Source organism: Aequorivita sp. Q41 (assembly GCF_039831855.1).
GTDB lineage: Bacteria > Bacteroidota > Bacteroidia > Flavobacteriales > Flavobacteriaceae > Aequorivita.
This window is the reverse complement of the sequence record NZ_JBDPMS010000001.1, coordinates 331,792-355,364: the sequence shown is the minus strand read 5'-3', so window position 1 is coordinate 355,364 and position 23,573 is coordinate 331,792. Positions and strand designations below refer to the sequence as shown.

The 23,573-nt window shown below is 33.7% G+C and carries 22 protein-coding genes; 10 read left to right on the top strand and 12 right to left on the bottom strand.

Annotated elements, in window-relative coordinates; genetic code table 11:
* The first annotated feature begins 300 nt into the window (after positions 1-300).
* From ABJ955_RS01645 to ABJ955_RS01625, 5 genes are all read left to right on the top strand, one after another.
* On the top strand, positions 301-1,146 hold the full coding sequence (locus tag ABJ955_RS01645; RefSeq protein ID WP_347372862.1) for an O-antigen ligase family protein: 846 nt from the start codon (positions 301-303) through the stop codon (positions 1,144-1,146).
* Complete coding sequence (locus ABJ955_RS01640) at positions 1,147-2,085, top strand: glycosyltransferase family 2 protein (protein WP_347372861.1); 939 nt, start codon at positions 1,147-1,149, stop codon at positions 2,083-2,085.
* A gap of 24 nt (positions 2,086-2,109) precedes the next feature.
* The gene (locus tag ABJ955_RS01635) at positions 2,110-3,687 is read left to right on the top strand and encodes a hypothetical protein (protein WP_347372860.1); all 1,578 of its coding nucleotides are present in this window, start codon (positions 2,110-2,112) and stop codon (positions 3,685-3,687) included.
* An 81-nt stretch (positions 3,688-3,768) separates the two neighbouring features.
* Complete coding sequence (locus ABJ955_RS01630; protein WP_347372859.1) at positions 3,769-4,782, top strand: glycosyltransferase family 4 protein; 1,014 nt, start codon at positions 3,769-3,771, stop codon at positions 4,780-4,782.
* Between the two features lie 190 nt (positions 4,783-4,972).
* Positions 4,973-6,364, top strand: coding sequence for a sugar transferase (locus ABJ955_RS01625; RefSeq protein WP_347372858.1), 1,392 nt, complete (start codon positions 4,973-4,975; stop codon positions 6,362-6,364).
* A gap of 66 nt (positions 6,365-6,430) precedes the next feature.
* On the opposite strand, the gene ABJ955_RS01620 is transcribed toward ABJ955_RS01625, so the two are convergent.
* Together ABJ955_RS01620 and ABJ955_RS01615 are read right to left on the bottom strand one after the other, a co-directional pair.
* Entirely contained in the window at positions 6,431-7,609 is a 1,179-nt protein-coding gene (locus ABJ955_RS01620; protein ID WP_347372857.1) for a DUF4105 domain-containing protein, read from the bottom strand.
* Between the two features lie 43 nt (positions 7,610-7,652).
* On the bottom strand, positions 7,653-8,720 hold the full coding sequence (locus ABJ955_RS01615; protein ID WP_347372856.1) for a PorV/PorQ family protein: 1,068 nt from the start codon (positions 8,718-8,720) through the stop codon (positions 7,653-7,655).
* A 210-nt stretch (positions 8,721-8,930) separates the two neighbouring features.
* On the opposite strand from ABJ955_RS01615, the gene ABJ955_RS01610 reads away from it, so the two are divergent.
* A complete protein-coding gene (locus ABJ955_RS01610) occupies positions 8,931-9,674 on the top strand; it encodes a CDP-alcohol phosphatidyltransferase family protein (protein WP_347372855.1) in 744 nt (247 codons plus the stop codon).
* 83 nt (positions 9,675-9,757) lie between these two features.
* Here the strand turns inward: ABJ955_RS01610 and lptB are convergent, their stop codons facing one another.
* The 4 genes from lptB to ABJ955_RS01590 are packed head-to-tail and all read right to left on the bottom strand — an operon-like array spanning position 9,758 to position 12,767.
* Positions 9,758-10,498 (bottom strand): LPS export ABC transporter ATP-binding protein, encoded by a 741-nt coding sequence (lptB, locus tag ABJ955_RS01605; RefSeq protein ID WP_347372854.1) that lies wholly within the window; start codon positions 10,496-10,498, stop codon positions 9,758-9,760.
* A 60-nt stretch (positions 10,499-10,558) separates the two neighbouring features.
* Positions 10,559-10,912: a carboxymuconolactone decarboxylase family protein gene (locus ABJ955_RS01600; protein WP_347372853.1), complete on the bottom strand. Its 354-nt coding sequence runs from the start codon at positions 10,910-10,912 to the stop codon at positions 10,559-10,561.
* A gap of 47 nt (positions 10,913-10,959) precedes the next feature.
* The gene (tatC, locus tag ABJ955_RS01595; RefSeq protein ID WP_347372852.1) at positions 10,960-11,802 is read right to left on the bottom strand and encodes a twin-arginine translocase subunit TatC; all 843 of its coding nucleotides are present in this window, start codon (positions 11,800-11,802) and stop codon (positions 10,960-10,962) included.
* Entirely contained in the window at positions 11,802-12,767 is a 966-nt protein-coding gene (locus tag ABJ955_RS01590; protein WP_347372851.1) for a KpsF/GutQ family sugar-phosphate isomerase, read from the bottom strand. Before ABJ955_RS01590 ends, tatC begins: the two co-directional genes overlap by 1 nt.
* A 201-nt stretch (positions 12,768-12,968) precedes the next feature.
* Here ABJ955_RS01590 and ABJ955_RS01585 point away from each other — a divergent pair, with 201 nt between their 5' ends.
* Complete coding sequence (locus tag ABJ955_RS01585; protein ID WP_347372850.1) at positions 12,969-15,161, top strand: RecQ family ATP-dependent DNA helicase; 2,193 nt, start codon at positions 12,969-12,971, stop codon at positions 15,159-15,161.
* Positions 15,162-15,188: 27 nt separating this feature from the next.
* Here the strand turns inward: ABJ955_RS01585 and ABJ955_RS01580 are convergent, their stop codons facing one another.
* The 5 genes from ABJ955_RS01580 to ABJ955_RS01560 form a co-directional block, all read right to left on the bottom strand.
* Positions 15,189-16,247 (bottom strand): nucleoid-associated protein, encoded by a 1,059-nt coding sequence (locus tag ABJ955_RS01580; protein WP_347372849.1) that lies wholly within the window; start codon positions 16,245-16,247, stop codon positions 15,189-15,191.
* Between the two features lie 76 nt (positions 16,248-16,323).
* Positions 16,324-16,839, bottom strand: a complete 516-nt coding sequence (locus tag ABJ955_RS01575; RefSeq protein WP_347372848.1) for a hypothetical protein — start codon at positions 16,837-16,839, stop codon at positions 16,324-16,326.
* Positions 16,840-16,864: 25 nt separating this feature from the next.
* Positions 16,865-17,890 (bottom strand): COX15/CtaA family protein, encoded by a 1,026-nt coding sequence (locus ABJ955_RS01570; protein ID WP_347372847.1) that lies wholly within the window; start codon positions 17,888-17,890, stop codon positions 16,865-16,867.
* A gap of 27 nt (positions 17,891-17,917) precedes the next feature.
* Positions 17,918-19,348, bottom strand: a complete 1,431-nt coding sequence (locus ABJ955_RS01565) for an HD domain-containing protein (protein ID WP_347372846.1) — start codon at positions 19,346-19,348, stop codon at positions 17,918-17,920.
* A 74-nt stretch (positions 19,349-19,422) separates the two neighbouring features.
* Positions 19,423-19,983 carry an L-threonylcarbamoyladenylate synthase gene (locus ABJ955_RS01560; RefSeq protein ID WP_347372845.1) on the bottom strand — a complete coding sequence of 187 codons (561 nt, stop codon included), beginning with the start codon at positions 19,981-19,983 and terminating at the stop codon, positions 19,423-19,425.
* Positions 19,984-20,089: 106 nt separating this feature from the next.
* Between ABJ955_RS01560 and ABJ955_RS01555 the strand changes: the two genes are divergently transcribed.
* Positions 20,090-20,899, top strand: a complete 810-nt coding sequence (locus ABJ955_RS01555; RefSeq protein WP_347372844.1) for a glycosyltransferase — start codon at positions 20,090-20,092, stop codon at positions 20,897-20,899.
* A gap of 1 nt (position 20,900) precedes the next feature.
* On the opposite strand, the gene ABJ955_RS01550 is transcribed toward ABJ955_RS01555, so the two are convergent.
* The gene (locus ABJ955_RS01550) at positions 20,901-21,842 is read right to left on the bottom strand and encodes a glycosyltransferase family 2 protein (protein WP_347372843.1); all 942 of its coding nucleotides are present in this window, start codon (positions 21,840-21,842) and stop codon (positions 20,901-20,903) included.
* 72 nt (positions 21,843-21,914) lie between these two features.
* Between ABJ955_RS01550 and ABJ955_RS01545 the strand changes: the two genes are divergently transcribed.
* Entirely contained in the window at positions 21,915-22,784 is an 870-nt protein-coding gene (locus ABJ955_RS01545; protein ID WP_347372842.1) for a hypothetical protein, read from the top strand.
* Positions 22,781-23,566, top strand: a complete 786-nt coding sequence (locus ABJ955_RS01540; protein ID WP_347372841.1) for a glycosyltransferase family 2 protein — start codon at positions 22,781-22,783, stop codon at positions 23,564-23,566. The genes ABJ955_RS01545 and ABJ955_RS01540 overlap by 4 nt, the downstream gene beginning before the upstream one ends.
* Positions 23,567-23,573: the final 7 nt, after the last annotated feature.

Here is a 23,573-nt window from a genome sequence, read left to right as displayed (position 1 = left end):
ATTATTTTTTTTCAATATTTCATAAACTATAAAGTAGTTTCAATAGAAATTTCAAAAGTTATTTTTTTTCGAAGGTTTCAGTATTTTCTTATTTATTGCAGTATTTCCATTCTTTTAACCTTAGTTTTTTCGATACTTAAAAATAGATTTGTTTGGTTTATTCAAAGCTTCTTATACCTCTATCATATGTGGGTGTTTTTTTTGGGAGCTGTATTTTTATATTATTATTTAAACTCGGCAAAGCGATTTCATTCTTTTTTATCATTTATACTACTTCTTGTAATAATAGAAGGACTGATAGTGATTTTGCAGAATATAGGTCTTGTTCCTTTTTTATGGAGTGAAGTATATCGTATTAGTTATCATGGCTTCTTGTCTGGTACATTTGGACCAAATAAAATTGTATTGGGAATGACAATGCTTATTTCTTTTATTTTTTTGATAGGAATTAATAGTGAAAAACAAATAAAGAAAAACAAATTGTTGCTTTATAGCGCAATTACCATAGCAGCACTTTGTATTTTATTTAGTGGCTCAAGAACCACTTATCTGGGGTTAATTTTCTTTTTATTATATTTTTTCTTTACAAAAACGGGACACTTTATGGTTTTTGGAATTATAGGAGGGGTATTATTTGTTATATTGATTGTATCTAGCCCAATGATAATGGATCGAATTTCAGCTACTTTGGAAAATAGAGTAACATATGCAATAGACGGTCCTGAAGATATTTCAAGTTATGAGGATTTTACAGGGGTGTATGACGAGCTGGGCGCAGGAAGGTCAGAGTTACATGTAATGTATGTAAAATACTTACTTAATAAACCATTAGTTATTCCTTTTGGTCGCGGCTTTAACAATCGTTTGGGTATTGGTTCGTCTGCACATAATATGTATTTGTCTCTTATTAATGAAGTGGGAATTGTAGGACTAATCCTTTTTTTAAGATGGTTAATTAGTTTTATGGTAATAATAAAGCAGAAAATGCCTGGATTACAATTAGCGCTTAACGGTTTAATTATAGCACTTTTGGTAACATTATATTTTGGAGAACATCTATATGTTTATAGACCTTTATTTGGTATTTTAGGTTTTTTTATGATGATTTGTGTTCTCTTAACTGCTCCTTTAAGAAAATCAACCTAAATGAAATCTACTAAACAAGCTATAGGAATCGTTATTCCGTACTATAATGCCGCAGCACAAATTGAAACTGTGGTGCGTAAGGCAATTCAATATGCTGAAACCGTTGTTGTAGTTGATGATAACAGCCTTGAACGACTGCCCAAGAGTATCCGTGAAATCGAAAAAGTTGTAATACTCAAAACAAACTCCAATCTTGGTGTAGGTGGCGCTACAAAATGTGGCTTTGAATACCTACTCTCATTATCACAAATTAAAGTGATCGTCAAACTAGATGCGGATAATCAAATGGATACAGGTTATATTCCAGAGTTGGTTAAGCCAATTTTTGAAAGGGAGTATGATTTTGTAAAAGGCAATAGGTTTCGCGACTTTAAAGCCTTAAAGCAAATGCCGCCCATACGAAGGTTTGGAAATTTAGTGTTATCTTTTTTAAGCAAAGGAGCAACCGGATACTGGAATTGTTTTGATTTTAACAATGGATTTTTTTCAATAGCAACTAAAAACCTAAAGCTAATTGAAATTAATTCACTTTCAAATACTTATTTTTTTGAAACTTCCTTAATAGCATCTTTGTATTATCAGCACGCACGTATTTTAGAAGTGCCAATGCCTGCAATTTATGGAAATGAAAAATCGAATATGAAGATTTTTAAAATGCCATTTGTCTTCATGGGAAAACTATTTAAAATCTTTTTTGAGCGTATTTGGAAGGCTTACTTCGTTTACGACTTTAATATAGGAACGCTCTATATACTATTTGGGCTTCCCCTTTTTTTAGGGGGAGTGAGTTTTGGAGGCTATAACTGGTATCATTACTCAAGCCAAGGTATCTTAACGCCTTTAGGAACTATAATGATAAGTGCTATATTGATAATTTTAGGGTTTCAACTTTTACTTCAAGCGGTGCAATTCGATATTTTTAAAACCCCATCTAATTAAGTATTATCGTTTTTTAAAAAATTAATGAAGGAAAATAAAAAAATATTCCTAATCGTATTTCTTAACCTATTGATTGCAATAGGCTTTTATACAACACATAAAAATGCAGGATTTACTTCTCTTGTTTCTGATGTGCACAGTATCGTTGGAATTGCACAGAAATTTGATAATCCGCAACTATTCAAAGAAGATTTGTTTTTAAACACTTTGGAAAACGTTAAGTATTACACTCCTTTCTTTGTTCAGCCGCTACGCTTTATTGCAAGTTTTACAAACTATGATTACGTTCAGGCACTTAATGTAATGAGTTTTATTTTGCATTTTTTTTATGGACTGTTATGGTTTATGCTTTTTTATAAAGTTGCTAAGAATTTTTGGCTCTCTTTATTAATGTCTTTATTAATACGTGGTATTATTTGGCTTCCAGGATATGAAATCTGGGGTATTTCTGGTATCTGGACCACTATGCCAAGAACCGTCTATATTGTATTTATGCCCGTTTTTTTATTAATCCTTTTTCATTTTCGTGAAAAATATATTTGGTTATCCGCATTTTTGGCAGGGCTTATTTTTAATTTTCACCCCATTACTGGCTTAGGAGGGATTATTATTTACCTAACTATTATCGGCTATTCTTATTTTTTAAACAAAGCCATAATTAAGAAACCACTTCAAAAAGCAGCTGTGATACTTTCCTCAATAATCATTGGAATGCTGCCTTTTATACTTACATACTTTGGAAAAACATCATCCGTATTAGATTATGATTTAACGATATATCAAAAAGCACTTGATGCAAGACTTTCCAATGATTTTTTTGACCCAATCTTATACCTTAAAAGCTGGTGGCGAATCAGCACGTTGTTTTTTATTGTTCCTTTACTGCTGTATTTTATCATTTCTTTCTACAAAAAGGAAGAGTTTAAAAGAGCTTTACTTTTAGTTTTAATAACAATCATACTTTTAATTATACCAAATTTGAGTGTGTATGTTGAGAGTTATTTAAACTTTCTTTTAGACCGGAATTTTAGAATTTCATTTCAATTTATACGTTTACAGAAATTAGCAATTTTACCAGCCTATTTTGCATTGCTATTTTTGATATTACTTTTGAAACCAAAGAAGTATTATTGGCCTATTTTGCTTATATCTTTTTGTTTAATTATAAGTATTTCTAATAATTATGCATTTAACAAAATTCCTGTTGTGGGCGATGATATTGTTAGAAGCATCCTTCCTAATTCTTTAAATGTATATGATCGTTCTTCTTCAAAAAATGAAGAGATGGAATTCATGTTAAATTTTATAAGAAAGAATACTCCAGAAGAAGCTGTTTTTTATGGGCCAGAAATAATACGAAGCGCTACAAAACGATCAGTTGTTTTAGACACTAAAGGTGCTTCTATACTTATTGAAGGCAATCCAGAACAGTTTTCTAATTGGTATCTTGAAAAAAAACACTTCGAAAACCTTTCAAGTCAAATTGATAAAATCCGATTTCTTCAAGAGAAAAAAGTAACTTATATAGTCGATTATGGAAACCGATTCGACTCCCTCATGCCTATAAAAATAATAAATACCTTAAAGCTCTATAAATTGTGATAGCAACTCCTATAAGATTTAAATTCATCTTTTATATTTAATTCATATTTAAATGTTTAATGTATACAAAGAAAGTCTAGCTTGAAAAAAATATTATACATAGGAAATAAGCTTTCTAAAAAAGGAAGCACAATAACCTCTATAGAAACTTTAGGTAGTTTTTTAGAAAGGGAAGGTTTTTTTATACTGTCTTTTTCATCATTTAAAAATAAGATTCTTCGCATCTTAGATATGCTAAGAGCAACATTTGTATTCAGAAATAAAGTGTCATGGGTTTTAATAGACACCTATAGCACACAAAATTTTTATTATGCCGTAGCAGTTGCTGCACTTTGTAGAATTATTAAAGTGCCTTATATCCCTATTCTAAGAGGAGGTAATCTTCCACAGCGTCTCGATAAAAGCAAGAAATTAAGTAAAAATCTTTTCAATGGAGCTACGACAAATGTAGCGCCTTCACAATATATTTTAGAAGAGTTTAAAAGACGTGGGTATAGCAAACTTACATATATTCCTAATACCATAGAGATAGCGAATTACCCTTTTAAAATTAGAAACCAAGTGACCCCAAAATTACTATGGGTGCGCTCTTTTTCTGAAATATACAATCCGTTGCTGGCGTTGGAAATAGTAGAAATTTTAAAGAAAAAAGGCATGCCAGTATCATTGTGTATGGTTGGGCCAGATAAAGATGGCTCCTTAAAACGTTGTGAAAAAATTGCTTTAGACTTAAACCTTCCTGTAAGCTTTAAAGGAATGTTGAAAAAAGAAGAATGGATTGAACTTTCTACAGAATATGATATTTTTATTAATACTACCAATTTCGACAACATGCCAGTAAGTGTAATGGAGGCAATGGCACTTGGTCTTCCCGTTATTTCTACAAACGTTGGGGGCATGCCTTACCTTATAGATAATGATGAAAATGGGATCTTGTTACCGCCAAATAACGCGAAAGTATTTGTTGAAGCTATTGAAGCGCTTTGTAATAACTCTTTAAAAACAGCAGGAATTTCTTATAAATCTCGTTTGAAAATTGAGCAATTCAATTGGAGAGAAATAATGGCTAAATGGACAAGGCTTTTAAACACGTAGATTTTACTTATACGTAAGAAATTTTATTTTTTTATAAATACTGTTCTCCCCTAATGAGTGTAAAATGGATTTTTTTGTAGTTCAATTTGCGATTGTTTGAATTTTTGGAAGTATTTTAAACAAATAGAGTTTCATAAAAGTCCGTACTTTTGCAAGTATTCTATCCCTACTAAAATATTTTTAAAAAATAATGGCTAAAACCAGTATGCATTTCGATATATCTGAACGGAAAATACTTCTGCGTATTTTAGATATTGCCTGCGTTTTAAGTTTGCTCTATGTGGTAGGGATTATTTTTGATTTTGATTATTTCAAAATAAATTCAGATCATTGGGTATGGTCTATTGTTCTTGGATTTTACCTTACTATTTTTGCTAGTATTTTCGAGCTTTATAACCTTCAAAAAGCCAGTAAATTTGATGTCGTTGTTAAGAATGTTATTATAACAAGCGCTGTTACGGTTTTGTTTTATTTGTTAACACCGTTTTATACCCCCATGTTGCCAAGCAATCGTTTACAAATAGTTTATTTCTATTTGGCGATTAATACTGCATTATTAGTTTGGCGCTTTGCGTATATCACTTTTATAGCAACACCTCGTTTTTATAAAAAAGTAGTATTGGTTGCTCATACTGCTGATGTAAATAGCATTGTGACTTCCCTACAAAAATCGGATCCAAATTATCGCGTAATTGGTTATTTTAATACAAATTCTAAAGAAGAGAATGATAATAACGAGATTGAAGTAGCATCCATTTCATTGAAAACTATGGATGATTTAATTTTAGAAGCGGCTATTTCTGAAATTGTAATTGGTACACCAACTTCTGAAGGGATGACGGTAGAGCTAAATAATAAACTAATAAAATTACTTGAAAACGGAGTTCCCATTAGAGAGTACACACAAGTTTATGAAGAGCTTACACATAAAATTCCCGTACAACACGTTGAAAAAGACTTCTATCGTTACTTTCCTTTTAGTCGAAGTAATCAAAATAAACTATACCTTTTTTTTAATAGAATTCTCGATTTAGTATTCGCTATAATTGGGTTGCTTTTTGGAATTGCTTTACTGCCGTTATTTATCTTGGGAAATTTTATTGGAAATCGAGGTCCATTGTTCTATTTTCAAACGCGTATAGGGAAAAATGGGAAACATTTTAGAATTTATAAATTAAGAAGCATGGTGCAGAATGCTGAAAAAAACGGGGCACAATTTGCGGTTGATAATGATTTTCGGATTACAAAATTCGGTAGTTTTTTAAGAAAGTCTAGATTTGATGAAATTCCACAATTTTGGAATGTAATAAAAGGAGAAATGAGTGTGATAGGCCCACGTCCTGAGCGTCCTGAATTTGTAAAAAATCTTATTGAAAAAATTCCTTTTTATGAAGTACGACACCTAGTTAATCCTGGTGTTACTGGCTGGGCGCAAGTAAATGCAAAATACGGCTCCTGTGAGGAAGATTCATTAGAAAAACTACAATACGATTTATATTATATTAAACATCGTAGTCTTTTCCTAGATGTAGAAATTATTATAAAAACACTAAGTACAATTATTTTTTATAGAGGGAAATAAATAAATGGCTTAGTTAAGTATGCATAGTGTTGAAACTGCTACGATACGTATAAAAAAATATAATGATTACTGCCTTGCTATAAAATACATCAAATAAAAATAGCGAAGTGCGAAAGCTATCAATAAAGGGGCTAATGCAATTGCAAAAACTTGAACTCCCGTAATCCAATGAATGCACATAAGGGCTAAAAGTAGGATAAGCAATAAAACATAGCGCTTCTTTTTTGGGGCGATGCTTTTTTTGAAAATGACTGGAATAAAAAATAATGAGATTGGAAAAGCCCATAATAAATTGTAATTATTAGCCGTTGCTGTATGATCTGTAGCAAACCAAAGCAATAGTAAAAAAACTCCAATTATCCCTGTAACAAGAAATAGTAACATGTCTAAATACCTGCTTCGGGATTTTTTCTTAACATCTCGATAGGTAATGCCTATAATTAAAAGCCCTAATACCCCAAGAAGAAATAGCGGACTTAAAAAAAAGCTTGAGGTTGTAGGTTTAGGGATGTTGTTAAAAAGTGTGTGTGTAATTTTAACCAAAGGCTTGGTTCCATTGTTTCTATGGATTACCGCATTTTCGGCACCAGCATATACGTATTTTGGGAGAAATTGATATTCAATTGGCCTAGCTTTTCTATCTATTACTGCACCAAGCGCAACATCAATCCCTAAGCTTCCCCATGAATTTGCATGAAGGTTCTGTTGAATAAGTTCCCGAAAGGTGTACCCATCTTTAATATGATTTTCTTTAAATTCAAGTTTATCGCCAAGTACTATTTTAATAACATCACGGATTTTGGTTGCACAGTTATCATAAAAAAAATCGTATTTGTATTTTTTATTTTCGGGCTTGGCGTTATTCCAAAGAAAATCTGAAACAGCTTGCTTTTCAGTGTGATTAAGGTTTAATACTTGCTCTTTTATCCAGCGGTTTTGAGCTACGTAGTTTTCATAAAATGGCTGATAATAATTTACTCCTAGCTCATAAAGAAGTTTTCCTTGGGCAAACTTAGTATAGAAATTTGGGGTGTTAAAATCAAACTTACCATAGTTAAAAACTACGTCAAGACCATTTAAAGTGTCTTGAACCCTAAAAGCACTATGTCCAAATTTGTCGTAAAGCTCTGCTCCTGGTCCAATTGTTAAAATACTTATCTCAGATGTTTCTGAAAGCGGAGTAAATTGTGCTTTTACAGAAATACTTATTAAAAGCAGTAAGAGAAAAATGAATTTTTTTATCACGGATATTTATTTCATTTAATAATTTTCAAACCAAATGTAATCGTTATCTAAATACATCCCAATCTAGTTTTAATGAAAACACATTGGAATACAAAGCTGCACTTTGATCGCCAATATCTGTTAAAGCATAATCTACTTGGATTCCTTTATATCGAAAACCCACTCCAATATTGGGTTGAAAACCTACAGAATCGCTACCATCAAGTTGTTTAATGTTTTGAAAGTTCCCCATGCCACCGCGTACATATACCATATCAATATACGCAAATTCAAACCCCATAGAAGGAGTAATACTTGCAAAAGAAGTAGAAATTACATCATTGGTTTCAGCAAATCTAAAGTTTAAGTCTACTTCAGCCAATAACGAAAAATCATGGTCGTACACAAATTTACGGGCTATTCCCAACTGTAGTTTAGGGATTGTAATTTCTGTAGTTTCGGGTAGCTCTTGATTTTGATTTTCAACGGCACCTTGGATTTCTGCAAATTTATCTTTATCAATACTCCAAGCGTTAAAAGTGGTGGTAATATCGCGTGCCATAAACCCCAGCATCCATTTATCGCTTTTAAATTGAATAGCAGCATCCAGACCAAAACCCCATGAAGAAGCAAACTCACCAATTACACGGCGTATTACTTTTGCATTTACCCCATAATTTAACCCATCTAAAGGTAATTTTCTGGCGTAGGAAAAAGTAAACCCATAATCTGCAGTTGAAAATTTACTGATGCGATCGTAAAAAATATTTCCTTCATCATCGATCAACTGTGTGGTGTTTAGAATATCATCTACTCCAAAACGAATTACAGAAAATGCCACGGCACTTTTATCGTCTAAAGGCATTGCAAATGCAGCATAATCATAATTTGCTATGTTTGCAAAATAAGAAGCGTGCATCAAAGAAACTTGTTTGTCTTCAAGATTTACCAAACCGGCAGGGTTCCAATAACCGGAGTTTACATCGGCTGAGGAAGCAACAACAGCATTACTCATCCCAAAAGCAGCAGCATCAACCCCAATATTCATAAATTCATTTGAATACTTACGCACGGTTTGGGCACTCAATGTTGCAGAAATGATGATAAATAAAAGGAAAAACTTTTCTTTCAAACTTAAAAATTTGGACAAATATGGCACTATTTTACAAAATACTAAACTTTAAATTAAGGCACATATTGTGTTTATATGCCTTTGGACGAAAATACTTTGCTATTTTTACATGAAAGTATTTAATTCATTAAAATTGATTAAGAACTTTTAGCTTTATACGCTATAATTTCGATCTGTAAAAACAGTTGCTTACAACTAATTTTTATTGCTATGCTAAAACAAATACCTAATATTATTACCTCCATGAACATCCTTTGCGGGTGCGTGGCAATTCTTTTTGCTGTTTCAGGTGATTTGATTACAGCTTCTATTTTTGTTTTTCTCGGGATTTTTTTCGATTTTTTTGATGGGCTTGCGGCACGTTTGCTAAAAGCACAAAGTGAGGTTGGACTTCAATTAGATTCCTTGGCAGATGTAATTACCAGTGGGGTGGCACCAGGTGTGGTAATGTACCAACTATTAAATCTTTCTTATTTTGGACATATGCAAACCCTAACAGAAACATTTTCTTTAGGAGGATGGAATGTTGGGTTCCAAAACTATGTGCCTCTTTTAGGGCTTTTATTAGTAATAGCTTCAGCGTATCGCCTTGCGAAATTTAATGTAGATACACGCCAAACATCTGGTTTTATTGGTCTGCCAACGCCTGCAAATACACTTCTAATTTTAAGCCTTCCATTAATATTGCAATTTCAATACTCAGAAATTGTGGAAAATATTATTCTCAATAAATGGTTTTTAATAGGAATGACACTATTGAGTTGTATCTTATTAAATGCCGAAATTTCGCTTTTCGCATTAAAATTTAAAACTTGGGGCTTTAAAAATAATGCACTGCGCTATGTGTTTTTAATTCTTTGTGTTTTACTTTTAGTATTGCTGAAGTTTATGGCAATACCCCTTATAATCCTTCTATATATATTGCTTTCATTGTTTTGGAAAACAGTGGACTAGGTTCTAGGTAATAGGTATGCGGTTTGCTCCCTAGAATTCAGTATAACCAAAGTCTTAGTGGTAATTTTTGATTTCGTTTAAAGCTAAAATTCCAGTTTTTTCTTCCGAAGTTCAAAATTCTGACCTAAATAGACTTTTCGCACCATTTCATCCGCAGCAAGGTCTTCAGGAATACCGTGTTTTAAGATGCTACCTTCAAACATCAAGTAGGTTCTATCGGTAATTGCTAGGGTTTCCTGAACATTGTGGTCTGTAATAAGAATACCAATATTTTTATTTTTTAGTTGGGCTACAATACGTTGAATGTCCTCCACAGCAACAGGGTCTACGCCAGCAAATGGTTCATCAAGAAGGATAAAATGTGGGTCTGTTGCCAATGCACGGGCAATTTCGGTTCTTCGTCTCTCCCCACCGCTTAAAAGATCGCCACGGTTTTTACGAATATGGCCCAGCCCAAATTCTTCAATTAGGGAGTCCATTTTTTTAAGCTGTTCTTTTTTTGAAAGTTTTGTAAGCTGAAGTACACTTAATATATTATCCTCCACGCTTAGTTTCCTAAATACGGAAGCTTCTTGTGCTAGGTAACCAATCCCATTTTGAGCACGTTTGTACATTGGGTACGTAGTGATTTCGGTTCCTTCCAAAAAAATATTACCACCATTGGGTTTTATTAACCCCACGATCATGTAAAAAGAAGTGGTTTTTCCAGCACCATTAGGGCCTAATAGACCAACAATTTCGCCTTGGTTAACTTCCACGGTGATTCCTTTCACAACCTTTCGGCCTTTGTACGATTTTATAAGATTTTCAGCTTTTAGCTTCATTCGGTTTTTGTTTCCGTAGATAAAACGATAAATGTACTATATAATTTTACGAAGAAAAAATTAAGATTGCTGCGCTTCTAACGCTTCCCAATATTCAAAAGCTCTTCTTAGATGAGGAATTACGATGGTTCCACCAATTAATAATGAAATACTCATGCCTTCCACAATTTCTTCTTTGGTCAACCCTAATTTATGACATTCTTCCAAGTGATACCGTACACAGTCATCACAACGCAATACAAGCGAATTACCCAGGCCGAGTAATTCTTTGGTTTTTTTAGAAAGTACACCTTCCCTATAGGCATTGGTGTCGAGATTAAAAATACGCTTGATAATCTTATTATTATCTTCAAGCATTTTCGCGTTCATTTTTTCACGATATGCGTTAAATTCTTCAACTAGCTTGTTTTTCATACCAATAAACTTAAATTTTATACTGAATAAAGAATTGTAAAAATGAATTAAATACCTTGTTCTTTTTTCCTTCTTTTTTCCTCTTTCAACTGATTTTTTATCACAATTTTTGAAATATGAATGCTTACTTCATAAAGAATGATAATCGGGATTGCAACGATAATTTGACTTACAATATCTGGCGGTGTAATTACTGCTGAAAGCACCAAAACTATAATCAAGGCGAATTTTCTATACTTCCGAAGAATTTCGGGTGTTACCAAGCCAATTTTCGTGAGGATATACATTAAAATAGGAAGCTCAAAAACAATCCCACAGGCCAAAACAGAGGTTCTAACCAATGAAATATAACTGTCCAGATCAAACTGATTTATTACCTCGTCACTAACTTGATAATTACCCAAGAAGTTGATGGATAATGGTGTAATTAGATAGTAACCGAACAAAACTCCTAAAAAGAAAAGTATGGAGGCGATGGCAATAAAACCACGACTGGATTTACGTTCATTGTCTTTTAAACCAGGACTGATAAATTTCCAGAATTCAAATAATATATAAGGGAACGCAACAATTATTCCCGCATAAATAGAGGTCCACATATGGGCTGAAAACTGTCCAGCCATTGTTCTACTTTGAATTTTAAAGGGCATTTCTTGAAAGCAAAATGCATCCATTCCCAAAGCCTGAGAGATGTCACAAAAAATACTATAGGTAGCAAATTCAGGTCGTGATGGCCCAAAAATTAAGACATCGAAAATAAAGCGTTTAAAAATAAAGGCTAACACTGCTACGATTAATACCGCAAAAGTAGAACGTACTAAATGCCAGCGCAATTCTTCTAAATGGTCCAAAAAGGACATTTCTTTTTCTTGGGAAGCTTTTTTCTTCATTAAATAATTCCTTCTTTGGAAAGGTTGTGAATGTGTACCACACCACTGTATTTGCCTTTTTCTTCAGCTAAAATCTGGGTTATACCAAAAGTATCCATCATTTCCATAGCTTCAACTGCCATGGCGGTATTGGCTATTTTTTTGGGGTTACGGGTCATTATATCTTTAGCCGTTAAACCTGCAATATTATCCGTTTTTGTTAGCATTCTTCTTAAATCACCATCGGTTATTATACCAATAATTTCATCATTTTCAACAACAGCGGTTACACCCAGCATTTTTTCAGAAATTTCAATAATTACCTTTTTAACATCTGTATCCGGGCTTACTTGTGGTTTTTCATTGAGGGAAGTTAGATTGCTAACGCGTAAATATAATTTTTTTCCTAAAGAACCCCCAGGATGGAATTTAGCAAAATCTTTACTTGAAAATCCGCGAAGATCCAGAAGGCACATAGCTAAAGCATCACCAATTACTAATTGTGCAGTGGTGCTCGTTGTAGGAGCAAGATTGTTTGGGCAAGCTTCTTTTTCAACATATGCGTTTAATACATAATCTGCCTGTTGCCCCAAAAATGAATCCCGATTTCCTGTAATTGCAATCAATTTGTTGTCGATTGCTTTTATTAAAGGAACAAGCACTTTTATTTCGGGAGTATTACCGCTTTTTGATATACAAATTACGGCATCGTTTTCTTGAATTGTTCCAAGATCTCCATGTATTGCATCGGCAGCATGCATAAAAATTGCAGGCGTCCCAGTTGAGTTTAAAGTTGCAACAATTTTGGTCGCAATATTCGCACTTTTGCCAATTCCCGTAACAATTACCCTTCCTTTAGAGTGATAAATATATGCTACAGCGTTTGCAAACTCAGCATCCACTAGGTGAGCGAGGTTTGCAATGGCTTTACTTTCAGTTTCTATGGTGCTTTTGGCTACGGAAATGATTCGTTTCTGTTTGTTCAAAATTTAATTGCTTTTGAATGTTTGTAACTGTTTCAGAAATTAGTATATTTAAAATAGAATTTAACTAAATTCAGAATCTTAATAAAGATACCTTTCTATTAAGATGCAGTCAACTAAATACGGTTGCAAAATTACGATTGTTAAGTTGTAAAACAATGTATTGTTGATTAAAACTGAATTGTCCATTAAAACCAACGCAGGGTGGCAAAAACTGACATTTACGAAGCATTAAAAAAATATTTTGGATTTAGCAAGTTTAAAGGCTTGCAGGAAGAAGTAGTAAAGAGCATTCTTGACGGCAATAATACTTTTGTAATTATGCCAACAGGTGGAGGAAAATCACTTTGTTATCAACTTCCAGCGCTTATGCAGGAAGGTACGGCAATAGTAGTTTCGCCACTTATTGCGCTAATGAAAAACCAAGTGGATGCTTTACGCTCACTTTCATCGGAAGAAGGAATTGCACATGTACTCAATTCTTCACTTAATAAAACGGAAGTGAAAAAAGTGAAAAGCGATATCGCCGATGGCATCACAAAATTACTCTACGTAGCTCCCGAATCACTTACGAAAGAAGAATATGTGTCTTTTCTACAAACCCAGAAAATCTCCTTTATGGCTATCGATGAAGCACATTGTATTAGCGAATGGGGACACGATTTTAGACCTGAATACAGGAATTTAAAAAGTATAATTCAGCGAATTGGCGACGCTATTCCAATAATCGGACTTACCGCAACAGCCACCCCAAAAGTACAAGAAGATATTCTGAAGAATTTAGGAATGCAAGAAGCAAACACGTTTAAAGCTTCTTTTAATCGCCCGAATCTTTATTATGAGATTAGACCGAAAACTAAAAATGTTGATGCAGATGTAATACGTTTCGTAAAACAAAACGAAGGAAAAAGTGGAATTATTTATTGCTTAAGTAGAAAAAGAGTTGAAGAACTAGCGCAAGCATTGCAAGTAAATGGTATAAAAGCGGTTCCATATCACGCAGGACTCGACGGAAAAACCCGTGTAAAACATCAAGATATGTTCTTGATGGAGGATGTGGATGTGGTTGTGGCAACAATTGCTTTCGGGATGGGAATAGACAAACCCGATGTGCGTTTTGTAATCCATAACGACATTCCAAAAAGTATAGAAAGCTATTATCAAGAAACAGGCCGTGCAGGAAGAGATGGAGGGGAAGGTCATTGCCTTGCATTTTACAGCTATAAAGACATAGAAAAGCTCGAAAAATTTATGAGCGGAAAACCTGTTGCAGAACAGGAAATAGGCCATGCGCTATTGCAGGAAGTAGTAGGTTTTGCTGAAACATCTATTTCCCGAAGAAAATTCATCCTTCATTATTTTGGGGAAGAGTTTGATAATGAAACTGGGGAAGGTGGAATGATGGACGATAATATGCGTCATCCTAAAAAGAAACGAGAAGCAAAAGATAATGCCAAGCAGCTTCTAGAAGTAGTTGCTAAAACAAATGAACAATATAAAAGCAAGGAAATTGTAAATGTATTGGTTGGAAAAGTAAATGCACTTATTAAATCTCACCGTACCGATGTACAAGAATATTTTGGCTCTGGTTCTAATCATGATGCGGCCTATTGGATGGCCTTACTGCGCCAGTTGTTTGTAGCTGGATATTTAAAAAAGGATATTGAAACTTATGGTGTAATTCATTTAACACAGCTAGGCAAAGAGTTTATAAAATCGCCAACTTCTTTTATGATGACAGAAGATCATTCTTTTAAAGAAGCGAACGATGATGTTATTGTCGCTGCAAATAAAGGAGCCGATGTTGCAGACGAAAACCTTTTTAAACTTTTGAAGGCGCAGCTTAAAAAAGTGGCGCATGAGTTAGACCTTCCTCCATTTGTTATTTTCCAAGAACCTTCATTGGAAGATATGGCGCTTAAATATCCTGTAACTATGGAAGAACTTTCCAATGTTCATGGGGTAGGAGAGGGGAAAGCAAAAAAATATGGGAAAGGATTTTTAAAGCTAATTCAAGATTATGTTGAAGAAAACGATATAATTAGACCCGAAGATTTTGTTGTAAAATCTACTGGAACAAATAGTTCCTTAAAATTATATATAATTCAAAACGTTGATCGAAAACTTTCTTTGTTGGATATCGCCAATGCGAAAGGCCTTGAAATGCCTGAGTTTATTAAAGAAATGGAAGCCATCGTTTATAGCGGGACCAAATTAAATATTGATTATTGGGTAGATGAAGTTTTAGACGAAGACCAACAAGAAGAAATTCATGATTATTTTCTTGAAGCCAAAAGCGATAAAATAGAAGAAGCTTTAGAGGAATTTGATGGTGATTACGATGAAGAAGAATTGCGTTTGTACCGTATCAAATTCATCAGTGAAGTTGGGAATTAGTATATAAATTTAATTTTTTACTATTCACTAACTTTTCTGTTCTTTATTGAAATACACTAAATAGTAATACATCTGTTTTTCTTCATCCCATCCTTTTTCTACAAATTTTTCAGCACTTTCAGGATTTATAAAATCTAGTTTTATCTGAATGTTTGTATCTAGGTTTATTACATTTTTAATCTTCTTTCGAGCCGCGGTAACAGCAGTGTTTGCAATCGGGAATGTGGTTAAATCTTCAATGCTATATTTGGGCGCTTTTTCACTTTTATAATGACGAAATTCGGGTAGTAAATCTGGATTGTCGATTACTTCATTCATAAAAGCGGTTTCTTCAAAATTGTCATTTTTCGCAAAATGATTAACCGCACGGTTCATAAACATTACTTCCTGTTTTTTGTCTTCTGCAGGAAGCACAACGTCTTTCGCAAAATCTTGACAGAATTTTAAATATTTTTTTGTGTAGAAATTATCATCTGCAAGAGCGTCAACCCCAAGAAAACTTTCTAACCAATATCTAGCATCATAGCGATTGCTATCTACAGAGAGCACTTTATAACCTTCTTCTTTTTGAGTATTAAATACAATACAACCTTTGTCGAGTTTGTTTAGGTTAACACCGTGTTGAAGCATGGCTTCTAACTGATTTTTTTCTTCAGAAAATTGTAAAAAATCCTGCTTTAATTCACTTTTAAAAATGCCAATGGCATCCATTTTTACATTGTCCAGTTGTACATTTTCAAGGTATGCTACATATACTTCGCCACTCTTTATATGTGGATGTTCAGATTGATTGTAAAGGTAGGTTGCTATTTTACGACTCTCTTCATGAATGGTATCCGGGTTGTCAAAAATTTTGGTAGCACTATTAAACAATTCATGAAATTCTAAATCTGCTTCATGTGAAAATTTAAAATAGTTTTCTTCTTTATCGCGAAAGGGTTTCAAGAAAAATTCCTTAAGCAATGGTGTAATTTCATCATCCATTTTATAGGGCTCTTCAGAAAGGAACATTGCTTCGCTTCGGCTTTTATTACCAACTCGGTGAATGGAAAGGGAGGCGATATGGGTTGAAAAAAGGTTGATCATTTCTTGAGGGGTGAATTAAGAGTTGTAAATAAAGTGTTTTTAGTTCAATTACTACTTAAAAGGAGTAGCTATTTATTTAATTCCAATTTTCATCAAAATCCAGGTTGTCGTAATCTTCAGGATCTAAATCAAATTCCTCATCAAAATTTTCATCTTCATCAATTTCTTCAGCGATAAACTCTTTTTCAGGTGCTTCTTCAGGAATTTGTCCGTGAGCAAACATAAGGTTTGGGTACATTATTCCTTCTTCAAGCTCTGCAATGTCAGCAAGTTCCACCATAAATGTCCACATGTTTAAAAAATCATACACATACAAAAGGCGCGTATTTTCTTCGTCAACAACGTCTTCTAGTGTGGTTTCATTCATTACCCGAATGCCTCCCGGTTCATCACTTACATCAAAAAGAGATATTTCTTCACCTTCTTCCCATAAATCATTGCTAATATAAAAGGAAGCCATTTCTTGTCCATCAAACCCAAAGGATTGAGTAAGGGCATTGTGCAAATCTTCCAGTGTTGCTGATGCTTCTATTTCGATGTCACGGAAAACATCTTCGTGGGTGTCGAGGATTATTCTGAAACGATAAATCATACGTATAAAAAATTAGGGTGCAAAGTTACAAACTTTTGCTTGTTCTACGGGGGTGAAATGCTTCTAACAAGATATAAAATTGATATCCAAAAAGTAAGGAAGCAAGGACTAAATGTAATGGCTGCGAAAGAAACGGGAAATCAAAATAATACATCAATATTCCTGTGAATGCTTCGGCAAGTATTAAAAGCAATAAATAATTTATTTTTTGGAGGCCAAAATTATTTTTACGGTTTAAATACCAAAGAAAAAGATTTGTAGCCACCACTAATATCGAAAATGAACGGTGAAGATAAAAATCTAATCTTGGGTTTTCTAACCAAAGCGCGCGTGCGCCGTACCCAACTATGGCTACTTGTTCGTCCACAAACTCACGAACCTGTGTTCCTAAAACAATCTGAATAAGCGTGAGTATAACAGAGAAAATGATAATAGATTTAAACATTTTTGAAGTACTAAAGTCTTCTTGCGTATCCTTAGAGATATATAAAAGATAAAGTAACACGGCAACAATTACCAATGCCATAACCATATGAATTGTAATTTTTATAGGGTCTAAAACCGAATACACCACTGTTGCACCTAACCAAGCTTGAAAACCAAGCATAAAGACACTTGCCCATGAAATTAGGGTGATTCTTTTACTAAGTTTCCATTTTTTAATGGAATAGATGGCCATGATAAAAATGGCAATTCCCGACAGCGCGCCAAACAATCGGTTTATATATTCAATCCATGTGTGCCAAACATTAAACTTGGCGTAAGCGTGTTTTGTATAAAGTTCCCAATTTGTAGCATTGTAAGTATCGGAAGTTGTAAAATCTTTTTTAGCAACTTGTAGTGTTTCATTGTGAATAATAACTTCCCCTTTTTTAAAATCGCGCACAGCATCCCATTCAAGTTCCGAAATATCTGTTGGCGGAATATAATACCCAAAACATTTAGGCCAATCTGGGCACCCCATTCCAGAGCCAGTCATTCGCACCATTGCCCCTGCTATTATGACCAAATACACGAATACAAGTGATATTTTTACAAATTTACGATACATTGTTTACGGTTTTTAAGCACGATTTAATTAGGAAGCATCAGTTATTTTCAAGCCTAATGATTCTCCTTTTTTCAGCATAAACTCTTTTGCGGCTTCATATTCATTGGGGATTTCGCCTTCTAGAATTGCTTCCTTTATGGCGTCTTTTATAATTCCTATTTCACGAGAAGGCTTTAAATTAAAGGTCTTCATTATTTCTTCTCCGGTAACCGGTGGTTGAAAATTACGCACTTGGTCGCGTTCTTCAACTTCCACTAATTTAGTACGAACTAGCTGAAAATTACTATGATATTTTTTAAACTTTTTAGGGTTTTTCGTTGTAATGTCTGCTTCGCAGAGCGTCATTAAATCCTCTACATTTTCGCCAGCATCAAAAATTAATCTTCGAACAGCACTATCAGTTACATCGCTGGCTAGCACAATTGGACGTGAGCTCATTAAAACCATTTTTTGAACGAATTTCATTTTTTCATTCAATGGCAATTTTAAGCGTTTGAAGAGTTTATAAACCATTTTAGCGCCTATAAACTCATGCGCATGGAAGGTCCAACCTAGCTTTTTATCAAACTTTTTTGTGGGTGCTTTTCCAATATCATGAAGTAAAGCGGCCCAGCGTAACCAAAGGTCGTCTGTGGTTTTTGAAATATTATCGACCACCTCTAAGGTATGCCAAAAATTGTCTTTGTGGGTTTGGCCTTCTTTTTCATCTATTCCTTGTAAGGCGATTAATTCTGGAAGAATGTGAGGAAGCAACCCAGTTTTATGCAGTAAGGCAAAACCTTTAGAAGGAACTTCTGAAAGCAGTATTTTGTTTATTTCATCAACTATTCGCTCTTTGGAAATAATCTTAATTCTTTTAGAATTTCGTGTAATTGCATCCAACGATTTTTGCTCTATAATGAAATCCAATTGAGTTGCAAAGCGGATTGCTCGAAGCATGCGTAAAGGATCGTCGCTAAAGGTAATATCTGGATCTAATGGTGTTCTGATTATTTTATTTTGAAGGTCTTTAACACCGTTAAAAGGATCTAGAAGTGCTCCAAAAGTAGCATTGCTTAGGCTCAACGCTAAAGCGTTTATGGTAAAATCCCTTCGGTTTTGATCGTCTTCTAAAGTGCCATTTTCCACAGCGGGATTTCGACTTTCTTCAGAGTAGGATTCTTTGCGCGCTCCTACAAACTCAAGCTCTATTCCGCCACTTTTTAGCATTGCGGTTCCATAGGTTTTAAATATAGAAACTTTAGGTTTTCCTGGAAGTAATTTTGAAACCTCTTGTGCTAAATCGATGCCGCTGCCAACAGCAACAATATCAATATCTTTAGCAGTACCACGTTTTAATAAATAATCACGAACATAACCGCCAATCACGTAGCTTTCTGTATTTAGGTTTGAAGCTGCTTTGGAAATTGTTCTAAAAAGTGGGTTTTTTAAAGCAGATATGTAGGTTTGATGTTGCATTTTTATAGTATCGAAAAGGTGTGTTTTTTCTTGAAATGTTCAAGTAAGTTTTGGACTCCTTTTAGAATTCGTTTTTACTTCCGAATTATACGTACGGAACCATCATTTTTCAGCTTGATAATTGCAGATGGCTTTCCTGATTTTTTTTCGTGATGCAAATTTACAACATAGTCTACGCCCTCCAAAATTATAGGGTCTATTTCGGCAAAGCTTTGTGGGTTTTTTTTACCAGAAATATTTGCTGATGTGGACACCAAAGGTCTTCTGTATTTTTGAAGTAGTTTTTTGCAAAATTCATCTTTCGTTACTCTAATAGCAAGAGAGTTGTCTTTAGCAATAATATTTTCAGCCACACGTATGGGGTCGTCATAAATAATAGTGGTAGGTTTTTGCGCGTATTTCAAAATATCGTAAGCCACTTCTGGTACGTTTTCAACATATTCATTGAGCATTCTAAAATCATGAACCAGACAAATTAGCGATTTTTCATCACTTCTTTTCTTTAGTTGAAAAACCTTATCAACTGCTTCTGGATTGGTAGCGTCGCAGCCAATACCCCAAAGAGTATCTGTAGGGTAGAGGATGAGACCACCTCTTTTAAGGATGGTAAGACAGTTTTCAATTTCAGTTTTCATGTGTAATATTTTGAACTGCGAAGTTATTGAATTTGAAGTTTACAAGCGAATAGGTGTATATTTATTTCAGTAGCTTTGAATCTTTAATAATAACTGGTTAATAAAGTTGGATACCTTAAATACGTTACCGAAACTCTCTGTCATTGTGCGAACAATGGGGCGGGATATAGAATTATTAAAAAAAGCTGTTAACAGTATTTTTGAAAATTCATACCCTTCCATAGAAGTTATTGTAGTTTTTCAAGGTACTGATAGCCTTATTTTTGAGCAAGTTAAAAATAATCTTACTGCGTTTTTTCCTAAGAAAAAAATTGTTTTCATTCAAAATAAAACGAATGAAGATGAACGTTCAAAAAACCTTAACCTCGGTATGCGCTCTGCCCAAGGGGAGTATTTAGCTTTTCTAGATGATGATGATTTTGTGGCTAGCAATCACTATGAAAATCTGATTTCAGCAATTAAAAACAATAACACTGTTATGGCTTTTTGTATTTCGCAAGTTGTGGATGAAACAGGGAAACAAAAACCTGGACTTTTTGTAGGAAGATATATTGATAAGGTATCTTTTTATAAAGATAATTTTATAACCATTCATAGTTTTGTAGTAGCAAAGAATACGGTAAAACAATTAGGTTTAGAATTTGATGAACGCTTACAATTGGCTGAAGATTATTTGTTTTTATTACCAATTTATATGAATAATTCTGTGAGTTTTGTGAAAGAACGCAGCTGTTATTACCGAATTGTTTCTAAGGAATCACAAAGTTTTACGGCCTATGAAACCAGTGGAAAAAGAGACCAACAATACAAACTACTTAAAAAGCTGAAAAGGCGCTACAAACCTTCTTTGTTTCAAAAAATGGTTGTTAAAATAAAAAGAATGTGCGGTATGGTTTATAAAGTAACTGAAAATTAATTTACTTCTTCTCCAACTGTTTTTGTAGATGCCGTATAGAATGCGCCAAACTCTCCCCTCGGAAAAGTAAAAAAGTAAACATTGGGAGGTATTTTGGCTTAAAGATTGCTTTAAAAAAATAGCTGATTAATAAATAGTTTTTTATAATCCAAAACTTAAAAATACCTAAGTTTTTTCGCACTACATAGAGGTACGAAAGTAAGTGTTCCTTCTTCTTCAAAATATTGAAAGCGCCACTTTGCCCTTCCAGATGTATGTATTGCAAATGCGGTAGAAACATTGTTTTATAACCAAGTTTCTTTAAGCGATAGCAGATATCGAACTCTTCATAATATAAAAATATGTTAGGGTCAAAACCGCCACATTCCCGGTATGCACTTGCATTGAAAAACATAAAACTGCCAATAACAAAATCTACTTGAGTTGGCTTTTTTAATTCTGCATTAATTTTAGGAATAGTTGCATCAGTTTTATAGAGTAGTTTTTTTCCCAATAATTTATAACGAACTCCTTCAAACGGGCGTTGCGAAATGGTTTTTTGTCCTTCCCTATTTAAAATCTGAATACCACAAACACCTACATCCTTGTTGGTTTTCATAAAGGAGACCATTTCAGAAAAACAATCTTGTGTAAACAGCACATCGCTATTTATAAAAGCGAAAAAGGAACCTGTGGCTTGTTGTGCACCTACCATATTTCCAGCTCCGAAACCTAAGTTTATTTGCGTTTTTATGACTTTTATGTCGCTGCTATTTTGAAATTCAGTAGCAAGTAAGGCTCCTTCATTATTAGCCGAAGCATTATCTACAATTATATATTCTACAACAATTGCGGGAGGTGTATTTTTTTTAATGGAAGCTATACAATCCAGTGTAAGTTGGAACGTATTATAGTTTAAAATTACGACTGAAATATGTGGTTTTGTGAAACTGCTTTTTTCCAAAATTTAGCGGTATAGTTGTCAATGGCTTTAAAAATAGGCTATTTTTGTGAATATTGTAACCATCACAAAGATATGTCTAAAAAAATTCAAGTCGGTTTTTTACTCTCCTACGATTATGAAAACCTCAAAAAGGCTATTCCGCCAGTTTATAGGGAGGCTGATGCCATATTTATTGCTGAAGATATGGAATATAGAACTTGGTCTGGAGAAAAATTTGAGGTTGATCAAAGTTTTTACGATTGGATAAAACAATTTGACACCGAAGGAAAAATCCAAATTTATAGGGATGATTTTTACATTCCTGAGTTATCAGCTATAGAAAATGACACGCGGGAACGCACCATGCTTTCTGAAAAAATGGGGGTTGGTAATTGGCTGATACAAGTAGATGCTGATGAGTATTTTATTGATTTTAAAAAATTTGTAAAAACACTTCGCACATACGATAGTTTTTTAAACAACCCAGAAAAGACGCCTGTTCAAATTGCTGGATTTTTAATAAATATGTATAAATATACAGATGATGGCTTGCTTTATGTAGACAATCCAACAAAGGTTTTATTAGCAACAAATTATCCAAAATACACTTATGCGCGCCAAAATCGTAAGCGAATAATTTATACTGATAATCTTTTGATGCACGAATGTATTTCACGCAGTGAGAAAGAATTGATGACTAAACTTACAAATTGGGGACATTCAAAAGACTTTGATATTGAAAAATATGTTGAAAAATGGCGCTCAGTAAATAAAGAGAATTATAAAAAAAAGCAGGATTTTTTTTATTTACAGCCTGATGGTTGGAAAACTTTAGACTATATTGATACTAAAGATTTAAATGAAATAAAGCAGCAATTAAATAAAAACCCTAAACTACATCCATCTGCTATTTTTCTTTTTAAAAAGAATTTTGGTCAATATTTTAAACACCTTTTTAAATGAAAACCTCATTACTAATTTCTACCTATAATTGGCCGAAAGCACTAGAATTAGTGCTTTTAAGTGTGCACAATCAATCAGAGCAACCAGATGAGATTCTGATTGCAGATGATGGCTCTTCGGAAGATACAAAGCGTTTAATTGAAGATTTTCAAAAAAAATTAATCGCCCCAATTCATCACTTTTGGCATGAAGACAAAGGATTTAGAAAAGCAATAATTTTAAATAAAGCAATCGCTGAAGCAAAGGGTGATTATATTATTCAAGCTGATGGTGACTGTATAATGCACAAAGATTTTGTGCGCGATCACAAAGCGTTGGCTCAGAAAAATGTATATCTCTTTGGAAGTCGTGTAAACATTCAAGAAAAATTTCTTCCAAAGCTTTTTGATTCACAGAAAATAAAATTTGGTTTTTTTGATGAAGGAATTAAAAAGAGGACTCGAAATCTGCGAATTCCAATTTTAAGTGGTCTTTATAAAACCAAAAACGAAATTTCAGATAAAATGCGAGGTTGCAATGTTTCCTTCTGGAAGAAAGATGTTGTGGCCGTAAACGGTTATAACGAAGCATTTGAAGGTTGGGGCAGGGAAGATTCAGAGCTAATTATTAGGATGATGAATAATGGCGTATTAGGAAGAAGGCTGCGTTACCGCGGTATTGTGTACCATATTTGGCATCGAGTAAAAGACCAAAGCCGCTTTGAAATCAATGATAATCTACAAAGTAAAGCAGTTGCAGAAAAAAGCAAATGGTGTGAAAATGGAATTGATAAATATTTGTAACTTAAAA